Origin of the sequence: Paraburkholderia azotifigens, assembly GCF_007995085.1 — a bacterium.
GTDB lineage: Bacteria > Pseudomonadota > Gammaproteobacteria > Burkholderiales > Burkholderiaceae > Paraburkholderia > Paraburkholderia azotifigens.
Genome location: NZ_VOQS01000001.1, coordinates 1,542,136 through 1,558,784, shown reverse-complemented (window position 1 = coordinate 1,558,784; position 16,649 = coordinate 1,542,136). Strand labels below are relative to the sequence as shown.

Here is a 16,649-nt window from a genome sequence, read left to right as displayed (position 1 = left end):
AACTGGCAGCGCTTGGCTGGTTCTTATGCTTTGCGCTGCCGCTTGCAGTACGACTTCTCCTCCTGGTGACGCGGGTTGACGGGTGGCGGCCCGCCTTATCTCCTTGCATTCACCGCGTTTTGCAGGGCTTGTAGTACGCCGGCCTGGCGCAGCATCGAGGACGACATCGGCGCCGTCTGCAATGAGAGCTGCAACTGGTTGGCGACTTGCTGGTTATTGCCTGCAATCTGCAGCAGTTGTGCAATCGCGCCGGCTTGTTGCGCGTTGCCGGGTGCAATGGTCTGGGTCGCGATGCCGGCGGGCGTCTGCAGCGCGACGGTCACGCCGCCGTTGCCGAACGCGATGCCCGCCCTGACGTTGCCCGCCGCGTTCGATGCCGCCGCGCTCTGCGCATTCGTGGCGCCTGCCAGCGGTTGCGGATTGTTGTTGAAGTCGATCGTCGCCGTGTTGAAGCCGGCGTTGCGATCGCCCGCCACCTGCGTGACCTGCGATACGCCGTTGACCGCGACATGCTGGCCGCCGGCCGTCCGCGCGTTCGGGTCTGCGCCCGGATTGCCTCGGCCGTCGGTGACGCGCGCGAGCGTGCTGACGTTGGCCGTCAGCGCGTTCGCGGCATCGCGTGCAACGGAAAGACTGCCTTGCGCGAGCGCATTCGCGCCGTTCGGCAACTGCCATTGCGACAGTACGTTCAATACGAAACCGGAGATCATCTGTCCGCCCGCGCCTTTTCCGGTCTGCTGGGCGAGCACATCGTCCCCGACGCTTTGCCACTGGATCGCCGCCGGCGCCACGTCGCGGAACGTCGAAACGTCCTGCGCATGCGCGCCCGCGGCGAGGCCGCACGCCGTGGCTATCGCTGTCGCGATACACGTGCGGCCGGGCTTCGAGAGGGAGTGCTTCATGGGTGGTCAGAACAGGTCTGCCTTGATAAAGCCGTATTCGACAAAAGGAGTCGCGGCCGTGCCGTTGGCGAGCGCGCGCTCGCGCAGCCGCAAGGCCAGCGACTCGTTGTCCTGCAACAGCGGGGAGTCCTCCCTGAACGGTTTCCCGACGACTGCGAACACAAGCCCATTCCATGTCTTCGCGAAATCCTCCTCGAGCAGGATCCGGTTGCCGAGTGCGGGGTCCGCGATAAAGATGCGACCGTCCTGCGCGTGCTTGACGATCACGAAATGCTCATAGCCGTCGAGGTTCATCAGAACCATGACGGGAATCTGGAGGTGATACAGCGCGTCTGTGTTCACCCGGAATCCGCGGCCCCGCAGCCCGATCGTCTCGACGAATTTCTTCATGTCGAGCATCGAGAAGCCGTTCTTGACCACTACCTCCGGCGTCGAGAAAACCATCATCCGGCGGATCAGATCCGTCTCGGGGATGTCGATCCCGTAGCCGTACTTGAGGAGCGTCGCGAGCGCCGCCGCACCGCAGCTGTAGTCGAACTGCTGGCTGACGATATGGCGGTAACGCAGGTCCCTCATCGAGTGCACCGTTTTCGTAAGCGGAATACCTGCGAGGGTAGACGTGTCGACGCTCGCCTGTGCGTGCACTTGCGCACACAATCCGCAAGTTGCAAGCACAGCAATGGATGCGGCGCGTCGAAACGCCGGGAATGGGTCCAACCCGGACATGCTGGTCTCCTGCCAGGATTGCGCCGGCGGCTGTGCCGGCCGTCGGCGCATCCCGTATGGCTGCTTGTGTAACCGCGGCTTTGCCTAGCGGCTCGTGTTCATCGAGGCGATGGCAAGGCCGTTGTGCTGCACGTTCCCTGCGCCGCCCGCGATGTTCACGCCGATGTTGCCCGTCGCGTGGCTGAGGGCGCCCGCGCCGAGCGACGCCGTGCCTTCGAACGAGCCGCGGAAGTCCACGCCCGCCGTCTGCGACGAGTCGTCCGTGGCCACCATCGCCGCGCTGCCGTGGTTGCGCGAGACCGTCGACGTCGAGGCAGCCATGCTGTTGTTCTGCACGTTGCTGATGCCCGACGCGACGTTCACGCCGACGTTGCCCGATGCGTACTGCAGCGAGCCGTCGCCCACCGACGCGTTCACGTTGAAGTTATTGATCTTCGCCTTGCCGCCCGAGCTTTGCGTGTTGAAGACCTGAGCGTTGCCGAACACGTTGCCGGCGTCGACGGAAGCGAGCGCTGCGTCGTTGCTTTGGGCGTTGTTCACGCCTTCCGCGATGTTGACGCCGATGTTGCCGCTCACGTTCGTCGCCGCATTGGCGCCCGTCGTCGCCGTCAGGGTGCCCGCCTTCTGCGTGTTGATGTGCTCGGTGATCGAGCCGTAGACCTCGACATCCGTCTTCGAGACCGTCGAGTTGAAGCCCCACTGCGCGGACACGCTGTCATGCGTCTTCGACTTCTCGACGTCGTAGCCGCTCGACTGCTCGCCGTAGGCCACGTAGCCGGAGCCCTGCTTGGCCTGATAGCCCCACACCTTGCCCTGGCCCGACGCTTCGACGGCGCCGAAGGCGCCCGAGACGTGCTCGCTGTTGCTGTAGCTCGATTCCTTGTAGCCGGCCGACAGGCTGCCTTGCACGCTCGCGTGACCCGAAGCCGTGCCTGTCCACGGGTTGTAGTGCGAACTCGCCTCATAGCTGCCGCTCGCGTGGCCGCCCGCCGAGATGTGGCCGCCGGCGTTCTGGCTTTCATGGCTGAAGCCGCCTTCGATAGACGCTGCCTGGGCGCTGAACTCGAAGCCGCCGCCCTTGACCGAGCTGCTCTGCTCGCCGTACTTGTAGCCCGTCGAGGCCTGATAGCCCTGCGCCGCGTACGATTCGGACGAGTGCGAGGTCGAGACGGATGCCCAGGCGTTGCCGCCGCCGTTGATCGATTTGTAGCTATTGTCGATCCGCGTCGTCACGTGGCCGGACGTGTACGACTGCGCGTTCGGACTGAGCGAGGTGTTCGCGTAGGCGCGCTGGGTGTTGTTGACGACGGCGCCCGCCGTGCTGGAGACGCCGACGCAGCCGAACAGCGTGACGAACCCTTCGATGCCGACGGCTTCACCGACCAGCGTCGCATTGAAGATGAACGGGTTCTTCAGCGGGCTCGCGAAGACGCTCGACGACGCGGCTGCGAGGACAGCTGCTGCAATGAGAGTGCGCTTCATGGTTTCGCTCCGATACTAGTTGTGGTCAGTTAGAAAAGAGTGCCCGCCGGGGGACGGAGCACAAAACTGTTCGCCGTGGCATTACCGGCTCCGGCTGTCTGGTTGATCTGCACGATTCCCGTGACGTTCTTGAAGGCGTCGCCGGAAATGCTGGCCTCGCGAACGCCCTGAACCGCGACCGCTCGACCCCGACCGCCGTTGTTCGCGGCCGTCGCGGATAGCACGCCATCCGAGACGGTCTCGACCCCTGGCGCCGCAGTGCCGAGCTGCACACTGTTGCGCTGGAGATTCGCTGCACCCGCAGACTGGTTCACCATCAGCGCTCCGGACGAATTCGAAAATGCGTTGCCGTCGATCGACGCACGCGCGCTCGGCACGCGGGCCCGCGCGGTGGCGCTCTGGACGCTCGCGTTATCGTTTGCGGCGGCGTCGCCGTTGCTGATCGTCAGCTGGTTGGCCTGCGCGTTGTTCAGGCCTGCTGCCTGGTTGACCGTGATCGCGCCCGTCACGCCGACGGCGGCGCCCGTGGCGATGTTCGCGGCGCCGCTCACTTCACCGGCGATGCGGCCTGCCTGTTGCGCGAACGCCGGTTGCGCGGCGGCGAGTGCCAGCGCCATCAGCGGCAGGATCGGGCGAAGTTGCGGGATCATTTACCGAGCCCTCCGAGCGCGCCGCCGAGTGCCGTCGACAGCGGGGCGAGCGCACCCGTGACCGACGACGAGATCGTTCCGCCGACGCCCGGCGCGGGCTGGCCGATGCCGCCCGAGTTGAACGCGACGTTGTTGTTCGTGTTGTTGCCCGTGAGGATGCGCGTGACGGCCTGCAAGCCGGCGCCGCCCGCGACGTTCCTGTCGAGGCCCGTCGAGCCGTGCGCGTTGGTCAGGTCGGCATCCGACGCGACTTGCGCCATCGTCGGATTGAAGGTGCTATTGGGAAAGGTCGCGACGCGCGCGCTGACGGGATCCTGATCCCTCGGCACGGGCGCATAGGCGATGCGCGGCGTGATCTCGCGCTGGACGATGATGTCGCCCGGATTCACGGCCTGAGCGAAGGCCGCGCCCGCGAAACCGGCGGCGAACACGCCGGCGAGGGCTTTCGCGCGGCCCGCGCGCCACATATGGCTGCACAGCGTCCCCAATGAAGCGGTCATTTTGCGTATCCCCGACTTAACCTGTCTGGAGTGCGAACGAGTTCGCACTGGTCTCTTTTGCACGTGCGATGCTGTGTTTCCGGGCTACTTCCGCTGGTAGTTCGCGACGTTGCCTTGCGCGGCGCGCGCGGCGTCGATAGGCACGGGCAGCGGCGAGGGCGGGGCGATCTCGTCCCACAGCGTGACGGACGAACCACGCATCAGCTGCGGCGTCGCCGCGACCATCACCATGCCCGCCGCACCACCGCGCTGACGCGACAACATCTGGTCGTCGAGCGCGATGTCGCTCATCGCCGCGCCGTCGGCGGGCACGTCCAGCACCTGTGCGGCGTTCGTATCGGTTTCACTGGCGATTCCGGTGGTATCGGCGGCCGCCGCGACTTTCGATGTTTCATCCGCGGCGGGATCGGCCGCCTGTTGCGCGGCCGGCACAGTCTGCGCGGCACTGACGGATTCCTGTGCATTCGCGCCGGCGGGCAGCGCCGCCACGGCGATGGCCACGCACACGGCAAGGCTGACGGGCAGCAGGGGAATCGGATTCGAGTCGATGCGGAAAACGAGTCGCATGATGTCTCTCCTTGGTGCGGGACATTTAGCGAAACGTGTGCCATCCGTCGCAATCCATTGGTGCAATTGGGAACGGCTGAAATGCGTGAGACGCCATGCGATCCAAATCGTACGAAAACGTTTCAGCTCTGAAACCTCAGCCTGAAAACACGCAAAATTTCAAATCGATGCGTTTAGTGCAACGCAAGCGTAGTACGTTGATAAAAAAGTCTGGTGAATGCGCTTCCATCGAATATATCGACCTGCAATGAGCCTGCTCATGAACCGCAAACCCTTGCTGCACAAGGCCGGGCGATTTAATTCGCATATTTGTTTTCGCCGGCTCGCGCGTATAGTAAGCTCTCATGCACAGACATGATTTTAAAAAGCCCAGTACTGGGTCGTTTCAATACACGCGCCGTTTTTCGGGGATCAGCTGTCCGTACGGAATGGAATGGCCGTTCGGTTTTCGCTGTTTGCGAATCCCGTGCGAATAGGCGTGCCTGAAAGCTAAATCCATATCAGCACATGCCGTCATCCTTAACGTTCGTTGACGAGAGGATCTGAATAATGGAATCCGCCACGCGGCAACTGATTTACGTATCAAGAGATCCCAGCGCTGAGTTGAACACGCGTTTTCATGAGCGCGGGTGGCATGTCGAAGTCGTCGGCTCCGCCCGCGACGCGCGCCGCGCCGTGCGCTCGGGGATGGCGGCGGGCGGTCTGCTCGATCTGTCGAGCTGTTTCCAGCAGCATGAAATCGCGGCCTTCGAGTCGTGCCTGACCATGCCCAACGTCGGCTGGGTCGCCACCACGATGGCCGGCCAGCTGCAGGACGCCGCGTTGCGCCGGCTCGTGCGCGACTACTGTTTCGATTACGTGACCGTGCCTTACTCGGGCGACCGGATCGTCGATTCCGTGGGTCATGCCTATGGCATGGTGTCGCTCGGCGAGCCCGCGTCGAATGACGCGTCGCAAGGCGGCTCGGAAGGCGAAATGGTCGGCTCGTGCGACGCGATGCTCGCGCTGTTCCGCTCGATCCGCAAAGTTGCGATGACGGACGCGCCCGTCTTTATTTCGGGCGAATCCGGCACGGGCAAGGAACTCACGGCCGTTGCCATTCACGAGCGCTCGTCGCGCCGCAACGCGCCGTTCATCCCCATCAACTGCGGCGCGATTCCGCCGCATCTGCTGCAGTCCGAGCTGTTCGGCTACGAACGCGGCGCGTTCACGGGCGCCAACCAGCGCAAGATCGGCCGCGTCGAAGCGGCCAATGGCGGCACGCTGTTTCTCGATGAAATCGGCGACCTGCCGCTCGAAAGCCAGGCGAGCCTGCTGCGCTTCCTGCAGGAGCGCAAGGTCGAGCGACTGGGCGGACACGGCTCGGTCGAAGTGGACGTGCGGATCATCTCCGCGACGCACGTCGACATGAACACGGCGATGATCGAAGGGCGCTTCCGCTCGGACCTGTATCACCGGCTGTGCGTGCTGCAGATCGACGAGCCGCCGCTGCGCGCGCGCGGCAAGGACATCGAACTGCTCGCGCGGCACATGCTCGAACGTTTCAGGAAAGATGCGAGCCGGCGCCTGCGCGGCTTCGCGCCTGATGCGATCGCGGCGCTCCACAACTACAGCTGGCCGGGCAACGTGCGCGAACTGATTAACCGCGTGCGGCGCGCGATCGTGATGTCGGAAGGGCGGGCGATCACCGCGCGCGACCTCGAGCTGGCCGAGTACGTCGAAATCGTGCCCGTGTCGCTGGCGCAGGCGCGCGAGGCGGCCGAGCGGCAGGCAATCGAACTCGCGTTGCTGCGTCATCGCGGACGTCTCGGCGATGCCGCGCAGGAACTCGGCATTTCGCGTGTGACGCTGTATCGACTGCTGTGTTCGCACGGTATGCGGCATATGGAAAGCGAGCCGCTCGCGCAACACGCGGAGATCCCGTCGACCATGCCGCACCTGTAAGCATTTCGGGCGCGTGACTGTTTTGCGAGGAAAGCCCGGCCGGATGGCCGGGCTTTTTCGTTTCTGAGCTAAGGCACCGTGCGGCACCGTGCGTGCCGTCTGCCGCCAGCCAGCGCGCTCACCTGCGTTCGTCCGGCTTGCTAGAATCGGGGTTTTCCCAAAAACGGTCCGATGCGCCCGCGCGCCACGCCGAAGGAACCCGCATGAAACAGTACCTCGACCTCGTCCGCACGATCCTCGATACCGGCAGCTGGCAGGAAAACCGCACCGGCATTCGCACGATCAGCATGCCCGGGGCGATGCTGCGTTTCGATCTTCAGCAGGGTTTCCCGGCCGTGACGACGAAGAAGCTGGCATTCAAGTCGGCGATCGGCGAACTGATCGGTTTTCTGCGCGCGTCGCGCAGCGCCGCCGATTTCCGCGCGCTCGGCTGCAAGGTCTGGGATGCGAACGCGAACGACAACGCGCAGTGGCTCGCGAATCCTTACCGTGAGGGAACGGACGATCTCGGCGACGTCTACGGCGTGCAGTGGCGCCAGTGGCCCGCCTACAAGGTGCTCGACGCGACGGCGAGCGCGCAGCTGGAAGACGCGGCATCGCGCGGCTATGCGCCCGTCACCCGGTTCGAAGAGGGCGGCGTGCGCAAGGTGCTGCTGTACAAGGCAATCGACCAGCTGCGCCAGTGCGTCGATACGATCATGAACAACCCGGCCGACCGGCGGATTTTGTTTCATGCGTGGAATCCCGCCGTGCTCGAGGAAATCGCGCTGCCCGCATGTCATCTGCTGTACCAGTTCCTGCCGAATGCCGCGAAGCGCGAGATTTCGCTGTGCCTCTATATCCGCAGCAACGACGTCGGCCTCGGCACGCCGTTCAACCTGACGGAAGGGGCGGCGCTGCTGCATCTCGTCGGGCGGCTGACGGGCTATACGCCGCGCTGGTTCACGTATTTCATCGGCGACGCGCACATCTATGAGAATCAGCTCGACATGTTGCAGCAGCAACTGACGCGCGACCCGTACGAAAGCCCGCAGTTCGCCATTTCGGAGCGCGTGCCCGAGTATTCAAAGACGGGCGTCTATGAGCCCGAATGGCTGGAGAAGGTCGAGCCGTCCGATTTCTCGCTGGTCGGCTACCGGCATCACGAACCGCTGACGGCGCCGATGGCGATCTGAGCGGCGATCGTTTGTCTTCCCGGATGTGAAAACGCCCACCGCGAATCGCGGTGGGCGTTTTCATTTGCGGCGCGGGCTGCGCGCGTGTCTATCCGCGATGATGCTCGTCGTGTCCGCCGCCCGTCGCACGTTGCTCCTGGTGCTGCTGAGGTTGCGGCTGAGGTTGCGGGTGCGGCTGCGGCTGCGGCTGCTGGACCTGCTGCGGCGGGCGCGGTTGCGGCTGCGGCTGCGGCTGCGGCTGGGGATGAAACTCCTGTCGCGGCTGCTGTTGTGGCTGCGGATGGAATTCCTGTCGGGCCTGCTGCTGCGGCTGAGGCTGCGGCTGCGGATGGAATTCCTGTCGGGCCTGCTGCTGCGGCTGCGGCTGCGGATGGAATTCCTGTCGGGCCTGCTGCTGCGGCTGCGGCTGCGGACGAAATTCCTGGCGCGGCTGAGCCTGGGGCTGAGGCTGAGGCTGAGGATGTGCCTCGGCTCGCGGCTGCTGTTGGGCGGGCGGTTGTGGCCGCATCTCGGGATGCGCTTGCGCCTGCTGCATCGGCGCCGCGGCTGCCTGCTGCCCGCGCGGATCCGGCCCGTGCGCCTGCTGTCCTTGAGGGATGCCGCCGCCAAAACCGTTCGCGGGCCGCTGCATGGGCTCGCGCTGCTGCTGGGCAACTTGCCCCGGCTGGGCCGCGGACGGGCGCTGTCCCGGCGTCTGTCCCGCGCCGAGCTGCTGCGGATTGCCGCGTTGCTGCGCCATCGGCGCATGGTGCTGGGTCCACATGGGTTCGTGTTGCTGACCCGCTGCCGCTTCGAGACGTTGCGCGCCGCCGGGTTGGCCGGGTTGTCCAGCTTGCTGTGGCGCGCCGTTCACCGGATGGCCGCCCGCGAATTGAGGCGGACGCGGCACGCCATTGCCTGCGTGCATCGGGAGGCCGTGCTGTTGGCCGTTGTTCTGCGGCTCGCCGACGCCCGGCCGCTGCTGCCCGCCCGGTGCACCCGCCATCTGCCCCGGCGCGAAGCCGTGTCCCTGCATCCCTTGCTGCCGTCCGTCGATCTGCGGCGCTGCGCCGCCTGGGCGTTGCGCGCCCGGACCGCCCGCCATCTGCCCCGGCGCACGCGGATTCACGAGCGGACCATGCGGGTTCACGACGTGGACGTTCGCGACAGGCCCATTGCGGCCGAGCGTCTGGCCGGGAAAGCGTGCGGGCACGGAGGTATGCACGATCGGCTCGCCCGCGCCCGGCACGCGTCCGCGACCGCCTTGCGCGAAGTTCTGCGCGAGCCGGTCGTGAAACGCGGCCGGCATACCCGGATTGCGCGTGCCGACCACGGGCCGCGCCATCGCATTCGACGGAGGACGGTACGTGGCGTTACGCATGCCGGGCGCGAAGCTCTGGCGCACCGGCGCGATGCCCGGTCCACCCGCATTGAAGCGCGCGTTGCGCCACTGCGTGGGATCGACGCGCTGGCCGAAGTGGTGGGTCGGCTGTCCGTGGACGAAGTCCGTCGCCCGCATGCCCGTCACGGCGCCCGGTGCGCGGTAGTTGATGTACGTGTTGTGAATGTTGTTATGGATATCGACGCGGTTGTTGATGACGACCGTGTTGTTCACGCGCTCGTAATAGCGCGGGCTCCAGTCGTGGCCGCCGCCCCAGTGCGGATGCCAGGGTTCGCCGGGACCGAGCGCGAACCACGCGAGACCCGCTGCCGCTACGCCGCCCACGGCCAGATTCACGCCCCAGTCGCTGCCGCCGTCACCGTCGCCGACAAACGCGACGAGGGCGGGCGCATACACGGGCGGCTCGCTGACGACAGCCTGTCCCGGCACCCATGCCCACGAATCGTCGACATACGCCCAGCGGCCATAGTGATACGGCGCAAAGCCCCACGGCGCGTCATCGACCCACGTCCAGCCCCACGGCGCCTGCCAGACCCAGTGGCCATCGCGATAGGGCGCCCAGCCAGAGGGCTCCTGATTCGGCGTCCACACTTCGCCGTACTGCGGCGTGTTGCGCCACGTGCCGTTTGCATCGAGATCCTGATAGCCGGGCATTTCGCGCGAGACATAACGCGCCGACACCGAGCGCTCCTCGGCGGCATCGCGGCTCGCCGCCCATTGATCGAACGGATCGGGACCGGGCGCGCCATTCGCTGCCGCCTGTTGCAGGCTCGTGCCCGTGAAGGTGACTTGTTGCCCCGTGCCGACGGGCACCTGACCGTTGTCGCCATAGACGGTCGCGCTGCCGCTGCGCACGGTAACGGTCGTGCTGCTGCCGTCGGGCGCGACGTCGACGCGATAGTCGCCGGGCGAGTTCACCCCTAGCGCAAGATTCGGCGTGTCGATCTCATACGACGAGCCGGGCGCGATCGCGCGCACGCGAGTCGACAGCGTGCCTTGCGCGACTTTCAGCTGAGCGCTGTTGTCATCGAGATTGAGGACGTCGAGACTGGTCTGCTCGCCCATGCGTACGGCCGTCGAGCCGATATGCAGCTCCGAGCGCGCGTTCTTGTCGTTCCAGATCTGATCGCCCGTCGTGAGCGGGCGGTTGACCTGCGCGTACGACCAGTCGGAGGCACCCGCGGGTTCGGTGGTGACGGTGCCCGCCATGTAGTTCAGGCGCGCGACGCGCCCGGGCGGGTCGCTGGCCGGCGTGCTTTGCGCATAGTTGGCGGGCGGCGGGGCTTCCTGTGCCCAGGCCGATTGCAGAGCAAGCGTCGTCAGCGTGCCCGCGACGGCGAGTGTGACGAGCGAGACCGGACGTATGCCGGATCGCGGGACAGGTTGGTTAGGTGCGGCTTTCGCGCGTATGGCGGGTGATTTCATGGTTGTCGCTCCGTCGGGCGCTGCATCAGGCCGCGCCGTGTGAAATCACTGTACCCGGCGCCCCTGTTTCAAGGCGCTCTCATTTGTAAGCCATCCCGACGGCGCTGTAACAAAAGTTGTCGCACCTTTCGCTTGTCAGACGAATTGTTCGTCAATGCGTGAGAAAGTCGTCGAAATGACGATGGCCGGCGGGCGTCACCCGCAGAATTCGCGGCCGGTCCGTGCGCTCGACCCAGCCATGCGCCGACCACGAATCGAGCAGCGCCGCGCCGAGCGCGCCGCCGAGATGCGGGCGCCGTTCGCTCCAGTCGGGGCAGGTGCAGGCAAAGCGGCGCCGGCGCGTGCGATGCTGCGACACGTCGATACCCCAGTCGGCCAGCAAGGCGGCGCCTTCGGCCGTCGCGTCGAGTGCGTCGCCATGGACGGTCAGCAGCCCGCCGTCGACAAGGCGTTCGTAGACGCGCACGGCCAGCTCGCCCGCCATGTGGTCGTAGCAGGTGCGCGCATAGCGCATGTCGACGGGCACGGTGCGTGCCGGGCGCGGCACGGACCGCTGCGGCGCGGCCGCCTGCGCGACGTTCGCGAGCGCCTCAATGGTCGCGGCGATTTCCGCCGATGCAATCCTGAAATAGCGATGCCGTCCACGCACTTCGAGCGCGAGCAGCCCGCCGTCGGTCAAACGCGCAAGGTGCGCGCTCGCCGCCGACGGCGACAGGCCCGCGATCAGCGTCAGCTCGCCCGCCGGACGCGCGGTGCCATCCATCAGCGCCCACAGCATTGCGGCCCGGCCGGGATCGGCAAGCAGCCCGCCGATGTGGCTCAAGCCGGGAAAGTGGCTCGCTTCTGAGGGAAGTGCAGCTGCCATAAGAGTCTCCGTTGGTCGGTTGCGCGGGTCATGGCTCCACTGTAGGCGTCGTGCGCATTCGATGTTTCAGGTTGTCGTGAAGCGTCGCATGCATTCTCGCGTGCGACGCCCGGTCGGGGCAATCTGCGTTGGCGCGGGCGGCCAGGCTAGAATCAAAAGGCTCTCTTCCGTTGAGTGAACAACGCAGTCATGAAAATCCTGTTTGCCGTGCTCACCGCCGCCGTGCTTTGCAGCGCTTGTGCGCAAGGCGGGTCGGGACCGTCGTCGGCGGGGTCGGGCAGCATCACGATGTACGGCACGATCGACGAAGGCGTCTCCTTCCACAACTGAGACGCGGAATCGCAGCCACGACGCTGCGTGAACGGCGCACGCACATCTGGCAGGAATTGATGCATCATTGGCCTTTCTGCCAAGGCGATCGATGTGACGATGCCGACATCGTCACCCAGCCGCGAGGCCACCGATGCCGTCATCTTCCACCGCTGCACCCGACGCACCTGCCGTCCTCCCGAGCGCGCCGCGCCATGCCGAGCCGCATGGCCGCCGCGCCGCGCGGGTGCTGGCCGTGTGCCAGGCGCTCTATACGTCGTCGGTATCGATCGATCTGACGCTCACGGGCCTCGTCGGCTACACGCTCGCCGGCGACAAGTCGCTCGCCACGCTGCCGTTTTCGCTCATCACCGTCGCGGCCGCGCTGACGACCGTGTTCGCCTCGTTCCTGATGGCGCGCATCGGCCGGCGAGCGGGCTTTCTGCTGGGCGCGGGCATCGGCGCGGCGGGCGGCGCGATCTCGGTGTATGCGATCTTCCATCACAGTTTCTGGGCGTTCTGCGCGGGCACGGCGACTGTCGGCGTGTTTCAGGCCTTCGCGCAGTACTACCGCCTCGCGGCCGCCGACGCCGTACCCGTCGAAGCCAAGAGCCGCGCGATCTCGACGGTGCTGACGGGCGGCGTGGTGGCCGCCGTGCTCGGGCCCGCGCTCGCCGCGTGGAGCAAGGACTGGCTCGCGCCCATCGCCTTCGCCGGTTCCTATGCGCTCGTGACGGGACTCGGCTTGCTGTCGATAGCGCTCGTCGCCGGCCTGTATCGCGATACCGCGCCGCACGCGGACCCCGCCGCGCAGCGTGAGCCCGCGCGATCCTGGCGGGCGATCGTCCGCCAGCCGATCTTCGTCGCCGCGCTGGCGAACAACGCGCTCGGCTACGCCGTGATGATGTTCGTGATGACAGCCACGCCCATTGCCGCCGTCGCTTGCGGACACTCGATCGGCGATGGCGCGCAGATCATCCAGTGGCATCTGGTCGGCATGTTCGCGCCGTCGTTTTTCTCGGCGCGCCTGATTGCGCGGTTCGGCGTGCTGCGCGTGATCGGCGCGGGCATCGTGCTGTCGGCGCTGTGCGGCGTGCTGGCGCTGCGTTCGACCGATCTGCCGCACTTTTATGCGGCGCTCGCCTGTCTCGGCGTCGGCTGGAACCTGATGTTCGTCGGCGGCACGACGCTGCTCGCGCAGTCGTACCGGCCGTCCGAGCGCGCGAAGACCCAGGCGACCAGCGAGTTCACGACCTTTGCGTTTTCCGCGATCGGTTCGCTGTGCGCGGGGCAGATGCTCGCGCATTTTGGCTGGGCGGCCGTCAACGCGGCGATTTTTCCGTTTCTCGCGCTGGCGGCGCTCGCGACGCTGGCGTTCGCGTGGTCGCGCAGACGCATGACGGCGGCGTCGAGCTTCTGAACGACCTTTCGTAACGAATCAAGGACAGCAGCACGATGAGTGACACGCCCGACACGCCCAGGGTCCGCCATGTGGTGTTCGCCGTCGCGCCAGACCTGGTGCTGCTCGACGCCTGCGGCCCGCTGGAAGCGTTCCATCGTGCCGAACTGACGGTGCGCGACGCGCGGCGTGTGCCCGCGACGTCGCGCGAGCCCGTTGCCTACCGCACGACGGTCGCGTCGATCGACGGCGGCGTGCTCGACACGTTTCCGGGGTTGCCCGTCGTCACGCAGCGCCTCGATGCGCTCGGCGACGAACCGATCGATACGCTGATCGTGCCCGGCATTCCCGTCGACGATCCGCGCACGCTGCAACCGGCGCTGATCGAGTGGATCGCGCAGCGAGCGCCGCATGTGCGGCGCGTCTGCTCGGTGTGCACGGGCGCGTTCTATCTGGCCGCGGCGGGCGTGCTCGACGGACGCCGCGCGACCACCCATTGGCGCGACGCCGGACGGCTCGCGGAGCGCTTTCCGCGCGTGCAGGTCGACGCGGAGCCGATCTTCATCCGCGAGCCGTTACCCCGCAACGAGGCTGGCGATGAGCGTTCGATGTGGACATCGGCGGGCGTGACGGCGGGCATCGACCTCGCGCTCGCGCTGATCCAGGAAGACTACGGGCATCCCGTCGCGATGCAGGTTGCAAGGCGGCTCGTGGTGTTCGTCAAGCGGCCGGGCGGCCAGTCGCAGTTCAGCGCGGCGCTCGCGGCGCAGACGTCGGCGGGCGGCGCGTTCGACGGCCTGCACGGCTGGATGGCGTCGAACCTGAACGGCGACCTGTCCGTCGAGCGGCTCGCCGAAGAAGCGCGCATGAGTCCGCGTAACTTCGCGCGCCGCTATGTCGACGAAGTGGGGCGCACGCCCGCGAAAACCGTTTCGGCGATGCGGCTGGAGGCGGCTTCGCGCGCGCTGGCCGAGTCGCGCCGTCCGTTGAAGCGGATCGCGCTCGATTGCGGCTTCGGCAGCGAGCAGAACTTGCGGCGCGCGTTCATGCGCAGCTTCGGCGTGCTGCCGCTCGATTACCGCGAGCGGTTCGCGTCGGCGCTGCGCTGACGCGAGCCCGTTCCGATGCCTCTTGCGCGCGGTACGCCTGCACGTCGCGTAACGGAATGCTGCAAGGGGCGACAGGGGGCGAGACGGGTCGAAGCGGGTCGAAGCGTGTGGAAGCGGGTGGAAGCCCCGATACCACAACGGCAGCCTTATTGCCCTCGTATAATCGGCTCCTTTCGATTTTGTTTGACGGGAGTCAAGATGAGCACGCCAACTGCCGCGCCGCTGGATCGTTCAGAAACCACGTTCCGTTTTCTCGCCGAGCCGACCTCGGTCAACTTCGGCGGCAAGGTGCACGGCGGTGCGCTGATGAAATGGATCGACGAAACCGCGTATGCGTGCTCGGCGGTCTGGTCGGGGCGCTACTGCGTGACGGTGAGCGTCGGCAACATCCGCTTCCGCCGGCCGATTCACGTCGGCAATCTGGTCGAACTGCGCGCGCGCGTCGTCGCGACGGGGCGCACCAGCATGCATATCCATGTGTCCGTGCATGCGGGCGATCCGAAGGGCGGCGAGCTGTTGCAAACCACGGATTGCCTCGTCGTGATGGTCGCCGTCAACGAGAACGGAAGCCCTGTGCCCGTGCCGTCGTTCGTGCCGCAGACGGACGAGCAGAAGCGTCTCGCGAACTACGCGATGGATGTGAAGGCCGCGCTCGATGCGATCGTCGAACTGAAGCCCGAGGAAGTCGCGCAAGGCAAGGTCTGAAGCGCCGGGCCGGATGCTCTCCTTGCGTTCGCGGCAACGAGAGCATCCTGACTGACGAGGGGAGAGAGGGGCGAGCGGGGAGTTAGCCCTTCGCGTTGCCGACCATGTCGTGCGGACGCACCCATTCGTCGAACTGCTGTTCCGTCACATGGCCGAGCGCCAGCGCGGCCGCCTTGAGCGTCGTGCCTTCCTTGTGCGCTTTCTTCGCGATCTGCGCGGCCTTGTCGTAGCCGATGTGCGGATTGAGCGCCGTCACGAGCATCAGCGATTCATTCAGCAACTGATCGACGCGCTCCCGGTTCGGTTCGATGCCGACCGCGCAGTTGTCGTTGAAGCTGTGCATGCCGTCGGCGAGCAGGCGCACGGACTGCAGCACGTTGTGCGCGACCATCGGCCGGAACACGTTCAGTTCGAAGTTGCCGCTCGCGCCGCCCACGTTCACGGCGACGTCGTTGCCGAACACCTGACAGCACAGCATCGTCACCGCTTCGGATTGCGTCGGGTTCACCTTGCCCGGCATGATCGAGCTGCCCGGCTCGTTCTCGGGAATCGACAGTTCGCCCAGGCCGCAACGCGGACCGCTCGCGAGCCAGCGGATGTCGTTGGCGATCTTCATCAGGCTTGCCGCAAGCGTCTTCAGCGCGCCGTGCGCGAACACCAGCGCATCGGCGGCTGCCATCACTTCGAACTTGTTCGGCGCCGACACGAAGGGCAGGCCCGTCAGGCGGCCGATCGCGGCCGCCACGTCGCCGGCGAACTTCGGATGTGCGTTCAGGCCCGTGCCGACAGCCGTGCCGCCTTGCGCGAGTTCGTACAGATGCGCGAGCGTCGACTCGATGTGCTTCGCGTTCTGATCCAGTTGCGCGACATAGCCGGAGAATTCCTGCCCGAGCGTGAGCGGCGTCGCGTCCTGCAGGTGCGTGCGGCCGATCTTCACGATATCGGCGAACGCCTTGGCCTTTTTGTCGAGCGTATCGCGCAGCGTCTTCACGGCCGGCAGCAGGTGCTTGACGATGCCGACGGCCGCCGCGACGTGCATCGCGGTCGGAAACACGTCGTTCGACGATTGCCCGCGATTCACGTCGTCGTTCGGATGCACGAGGCGCGCTTCGCCGCGCTGGCCGCCCATCAGTTCGCTGGCGCGGTTCGCGATCACCTCGTTGAGATTCATGTTGGTCTGCGTGCCCGAGCCCGTCTGCCAGACCGCGAGCGGAAATTCGTCGGGATGCTTGCCTTCGATGATCTCGTCGGCGGCGGCCATGATCGCCTTCGCTTTGGTCGCGTCGAGCACGCCCAGATTCAGGTTCACTTCGGCAGCGGCACGCTTGATGATCGCGAGTGCCGTAATCAGTTCAGGGGACTGCTTTTCCGTCGAAATCTTGAAGTTCTGCAGCGAACGCTGCGTCTGCGCCCCCCACAATTTCGCGTTCGGCACGGCGATTTCGCCGAACGTATCGCGTTCCATGCGTACATCTTCGGTCATGTTCTTCTCCGCTTGACTGGGTGATCG

The 16,649-nt window shown here is 66.2% G+C and carries 15 protein-coding genes; 5 read left to right on the top strand and 10 right to left on the bottom strand.

Annotated features, from left to right (window positions below; all coding sequences use genetic code 11):
- Nucleotides 1-95: 95 nt before the first annotated feature.
- The 6 genes from FRZ40_RS06880 to FRZ40_RS06855 form a co-directional block, all read right to left on the bottom strand.
- Nucleotides 96-902, bottom strand: a complete 807-nt coding sequence (locus tag FRZ40_RS06880) for a peptidase C39 (RefSeq protein WP_147233712.1) — start codon at nucleotides 900-902, stop codon at nucleotides 96-98.
- 6 nt (nucleotides 903-908) lie between these two features.
- Complete coding sequence (locus FRZ40_RS06875) at nucleotides 909-1,628, bottom strand: C39 family peptidase (protein WP_028369784.1); 720 nt, start codon at nucleotides 1,626-1,628, stop codon at nucleotides 909-911.
- An 84-nt stretch (nucleotides 1,629-1,712) separates the two neighbouring features.
- Nucleotides 1,713-3,110, bottom strand: coding sequence for a hypothetical protein (locus FRZ40_RS06870; RefSeq protein ID WP_147233711.1), 1,398 nt, complete (start codon nucleotides 3,108-3,110; stop codon nucleotides 1,713-1,715).
- 29 nt (nucleotides 3,111-3,139) lie between these two features.
- Nucleotides 3,140-3,727: a hypothetical protein gene (locus FRZ40_RS06865; protein ID WP_420873848.1), complete on the bottom strand. Its 588-nt coding sequence runs from the start codon at nucleotides 3,725-3,727 to the stop codon at nucleotides 3,140-3,142.
- A gap of 29 nt (nucleotides 3,728-3,756) precedes the next feature.
- Complete coding sequence (locus FRZ40_RS06860; RefSeq protein WP_035543297.1) at nucleotides 3,757-4,227, bottom strand: hypothetical protein; 471 nt, start codon at nucleotides 4,225-4,227, stop codon at nucleotides 3,757-3,759.
- A gap of 117 nt (nucleotides 4,228-4,344) precedes the next feature.
- Nucleotides 4,345-4,827 (bottom strand): hypothetical protein, encoded by a 483-nt coding sequence (locus tag FRZ40_RS06855; protein ID WP_147233709.1) that lies wholly within the window; start codon nucleotides 4,825-4,827, stop codon nucleotides 4,345-4,347.
- Between the two features lie 549 nt (nucleotides 4,828-5,376).
- Between FRZ40_RS06855 and FRZ40_RS06850 the strand changes: the two genes are divergently transcribed.
- Together FRZ40_RS06850 and FRZ40_RS06845 are read left to right on the top strand one after the other, a co-directional pair.
- The gene (locus tag FRZ40_RS06850) at nucleotides 5,377-6,771 is read left to right on the top strand and encodes a sigma-54 dependent transcriptional regulator (RefSeq protein ID WP_147233708.1); all 1,395 of its coding nucleotides are present in this window, start codon (nucleotides 5,377-5,379) and stop codon (nucleotides 6,769-6,771) included.
- A 203-nt stretch (nucleotides 6,772-6,974) separates the two neighbouring features.
- Nucleotides 6,975-7,946, top strand: coding sequence for a thymidylate synthase (locus tag FRZ40_RS06845; protein WP_147233707.1), 972 nt, complete (start codon nucleotides 6,975-6,977; stop codon nucleotides 7,944-7,946).
- A gap of 88 nt (nucleotides 7,947-8,034) precedes the next feature.
- On the opposite strand, the gene FRZ40_RS06840 is transcribed toward FRZ40_RS06845, so the two are convergent.
- The 3 genes from FRZ40_RS06840 to FRZ40_RS44335 all read right to left on the bottom strand — a co-directional run bounded on the left by FRZ40_RS06840 (nucleotide 8,035) and on the right by FRZ40_RS44335 (nucleotide 12,090).
- On the bottom strand, nucleotides 8,035-10,752 hold the full coding sequence (locus tag FRZ40_RS06840; RefSeq protein ID WP_147233706.1) for a DUF6600 domain-containing protein: 2,718 nt from the start codon (nucleotides 10,750-10,752) through the stop codon (nucleotides 8,035-8,037).
- Between the two features lie 151 nt (nucleotides 10,753-10,903).
- Nucleotides 10,904-11,617: an ArsR/SmtB family transcription factor gene (locus FRZ40_RS06835; RefSeq protein WP_147233705.1), complete on the bottom strand. Its 714-nt coding sequence runs from the start codon at nucleotides 11,615-11,617 to the stop codon at nucleotides 10,904-10,906.
- Between the two features lie 152 nt (nucleotides 11,618-11,769).
- Complete coding sequence (locus tag FRZ40_RS44335; RefSeq protein WP_167528624.1) at nucleotides 11,770-12,090, bottom strand: hypothetical protein; 321 nt, start codon at nucleotides 12,088-12,090, stop codon at nucleotides 11,770-11,772.
- On the opposite strand from FRZ40_RS44335, the gene FRZ40_RS06830 reads away from it, so the two are divergent.
- The 3 genes from FRZ40_RS06830 to FRZ40_RS06820 all read left to right on the top strand — a co-directional run bounded on the left by FRZ40_RS06830 (nucleotide 12,081) and on the right by FRZ40_RS06820 (nucleotide 15,139).
- The gene (locus FRZ40_RS06830) at nucleotides 12,081-13,346 is read left to right on the top strand and encodes an MFS transporter (protein ID WP_147233704.1); all 1,266 of its coding nucleotides are present in this window, start codon (nucleotides 12,081-12,083) and stop codon (nucleotides 13,344-13,346) included. The two genes, FRZ40_RS44335 and FRZ40_RS06830, sit on opposite strands and share 10 nt — an antisense overlap.
- A gap of 35 nt (nucleotides 13,347-13,381) precedes the next feature.
- Nucleotides 13,382-14,434 (top strand): GlxA family transcriptional regulator, encoded by a 1,053-nt coding sequence (locus FRZ40_RS06825; protein WP_147233703.1) that lies wholly within the window; start codon nucleotides 13,382-13,384, stop codon nucleotides 14,432-14,434.
- Between the two features lie 198 nt (nucleotides 14,435-14,632).
- The gene (locus tag FRZ40_RS06820; RefSeq protein WP_028369773.1) at nucleotides 14,633-15,139 is read left to right on the top strand and encodes an acyl-CoA thioesterase; all 507 of its coding nucleotides are present in this window, start codon (nucleotides 14,633-14,635) and stop codon (nucleotides 15,137-15,139) included.
- A gap of 82 nt (nucleotides 15,140-15,221) precedes the next feature.
- On the opposite strand, the gene fumC is transcribed toward FRZ40_RS06820, so the two are convergent.
- Nucleotides 15,222-16,622, bottom strand: coding sequence for a class II fumarate hydratase (gene fumC / locus FRZ40_RS06815; protein ID WP_028369772.1), 1,401 nt, complete (start codon nucleotides 16,620-16,622; stop codon nucleotides 15,222-15,224).
- Nucleotides 16,623-16,649: the final 27 nt, after the last annotated feature.

Coding starts and splice junctions, on each gene's coding strand:
- FRZ40_RS06880 (WP_147233712.1), bottom strand. CDS start 902: ATGAAGCACTCCCTCTCGAAGCCCGGCCGCACGTGTATCGCGACAGCG.
- FRZ40_RS06875 (WP_028369784.1), bottom strand. CDS start 1,628: ATGTCCGGGTTGGACCCATTCCCGGCGTTTCGACGCGCCGCATCCATT.
- FRZ40_RS06870 (WP_147233711.1), bottom strand. CDS start 3,110: ATGAAGCGCACTCTCATTGCAGCAGCTGTCCTCGCAGCCGCGTCGTCG.
- FRZ40_RS06865 (WP_420873848.1), bottom strand. CDS start 3,727: ATGGCGCTGGCACTCGCCGCCGCGCAACCGGCGTTCGCGCAACAGGCA.
- FRZ40_RS06860 (WP_035543297.1), bottom strand. CDS start 4,227: ATGTGGCGCGCGGGCCGCGCGAAAGCCCTCGCCGGCGTGTTCGCCGCC.
- FRZ40_RS06855 (WP_147233709.1), bottom strand. CDS start 4,827: ATGCGACTCGTTTTCCGCATCGACTCGAATCCGATTCCCCTGCTGCCC.
- FRZ40_RS06850 (WP_147233708.1), top strand. CDS start 5,377: ATGGAATCCGCCACGCGGCAACTGATTTACGTATCAAGAGATCCCAGC.
- FRZ40_RS06845 (WP_147233707.1), top strand. CDS start 6,975: ATGAAACAGTACCTCGACCTCGTCCGCACGATCCTCGATACCGGCAGC.
- FRZ40_RS06840 (WP_147233706.1), bottom strand. CDS start 10,752: ATGAAATCACCCGCCATACGCGCGAAAGCCGCACCTAACCAACCTGTC.
- FRZ40_RS06835 (WP_147233705.1), bottom strand. CDS start 11,617: ATGGCAGCTGCACTTCCCTCAGAAGCGAGCCACTTTCCCGGCTTGAGC.
- FRZ40_RS06830 (WP_147233704.1), top strand. CDS start 12,081: ATGCCGTCATCTTCCACCGCTGCACCCGACGCACCTGCCGTCCTCCCG.
- FRZ40_RS44335 (WP_167528624.1), bottom strand. CDS start 12,090: ATGACGGCATCGGTGGCCTCGCGGCTGGGTGACGATGTCGGCATCGTC.
- FRZ40_RS06825 (WP_147233703.1), top strand. CDS start 13,382: ATGAGTGACACGCCCGACACGCCCAGGGTCCGCCATGTGGTGTTCGCC.
- FRZ40_RS06820 (WP_028369773.1), top strand. CDS start 14,633: ATGAGCACGCCAACTGCCGCGCCGCTGGATCGTTCAGAAACCACGTTC.
- fumC (WP_028369772.1), bottom strand. CDS start 16,622: ATGACCGAAGATGTACGCATGGAACGCGATACGTTCGGCGAAATCGCC.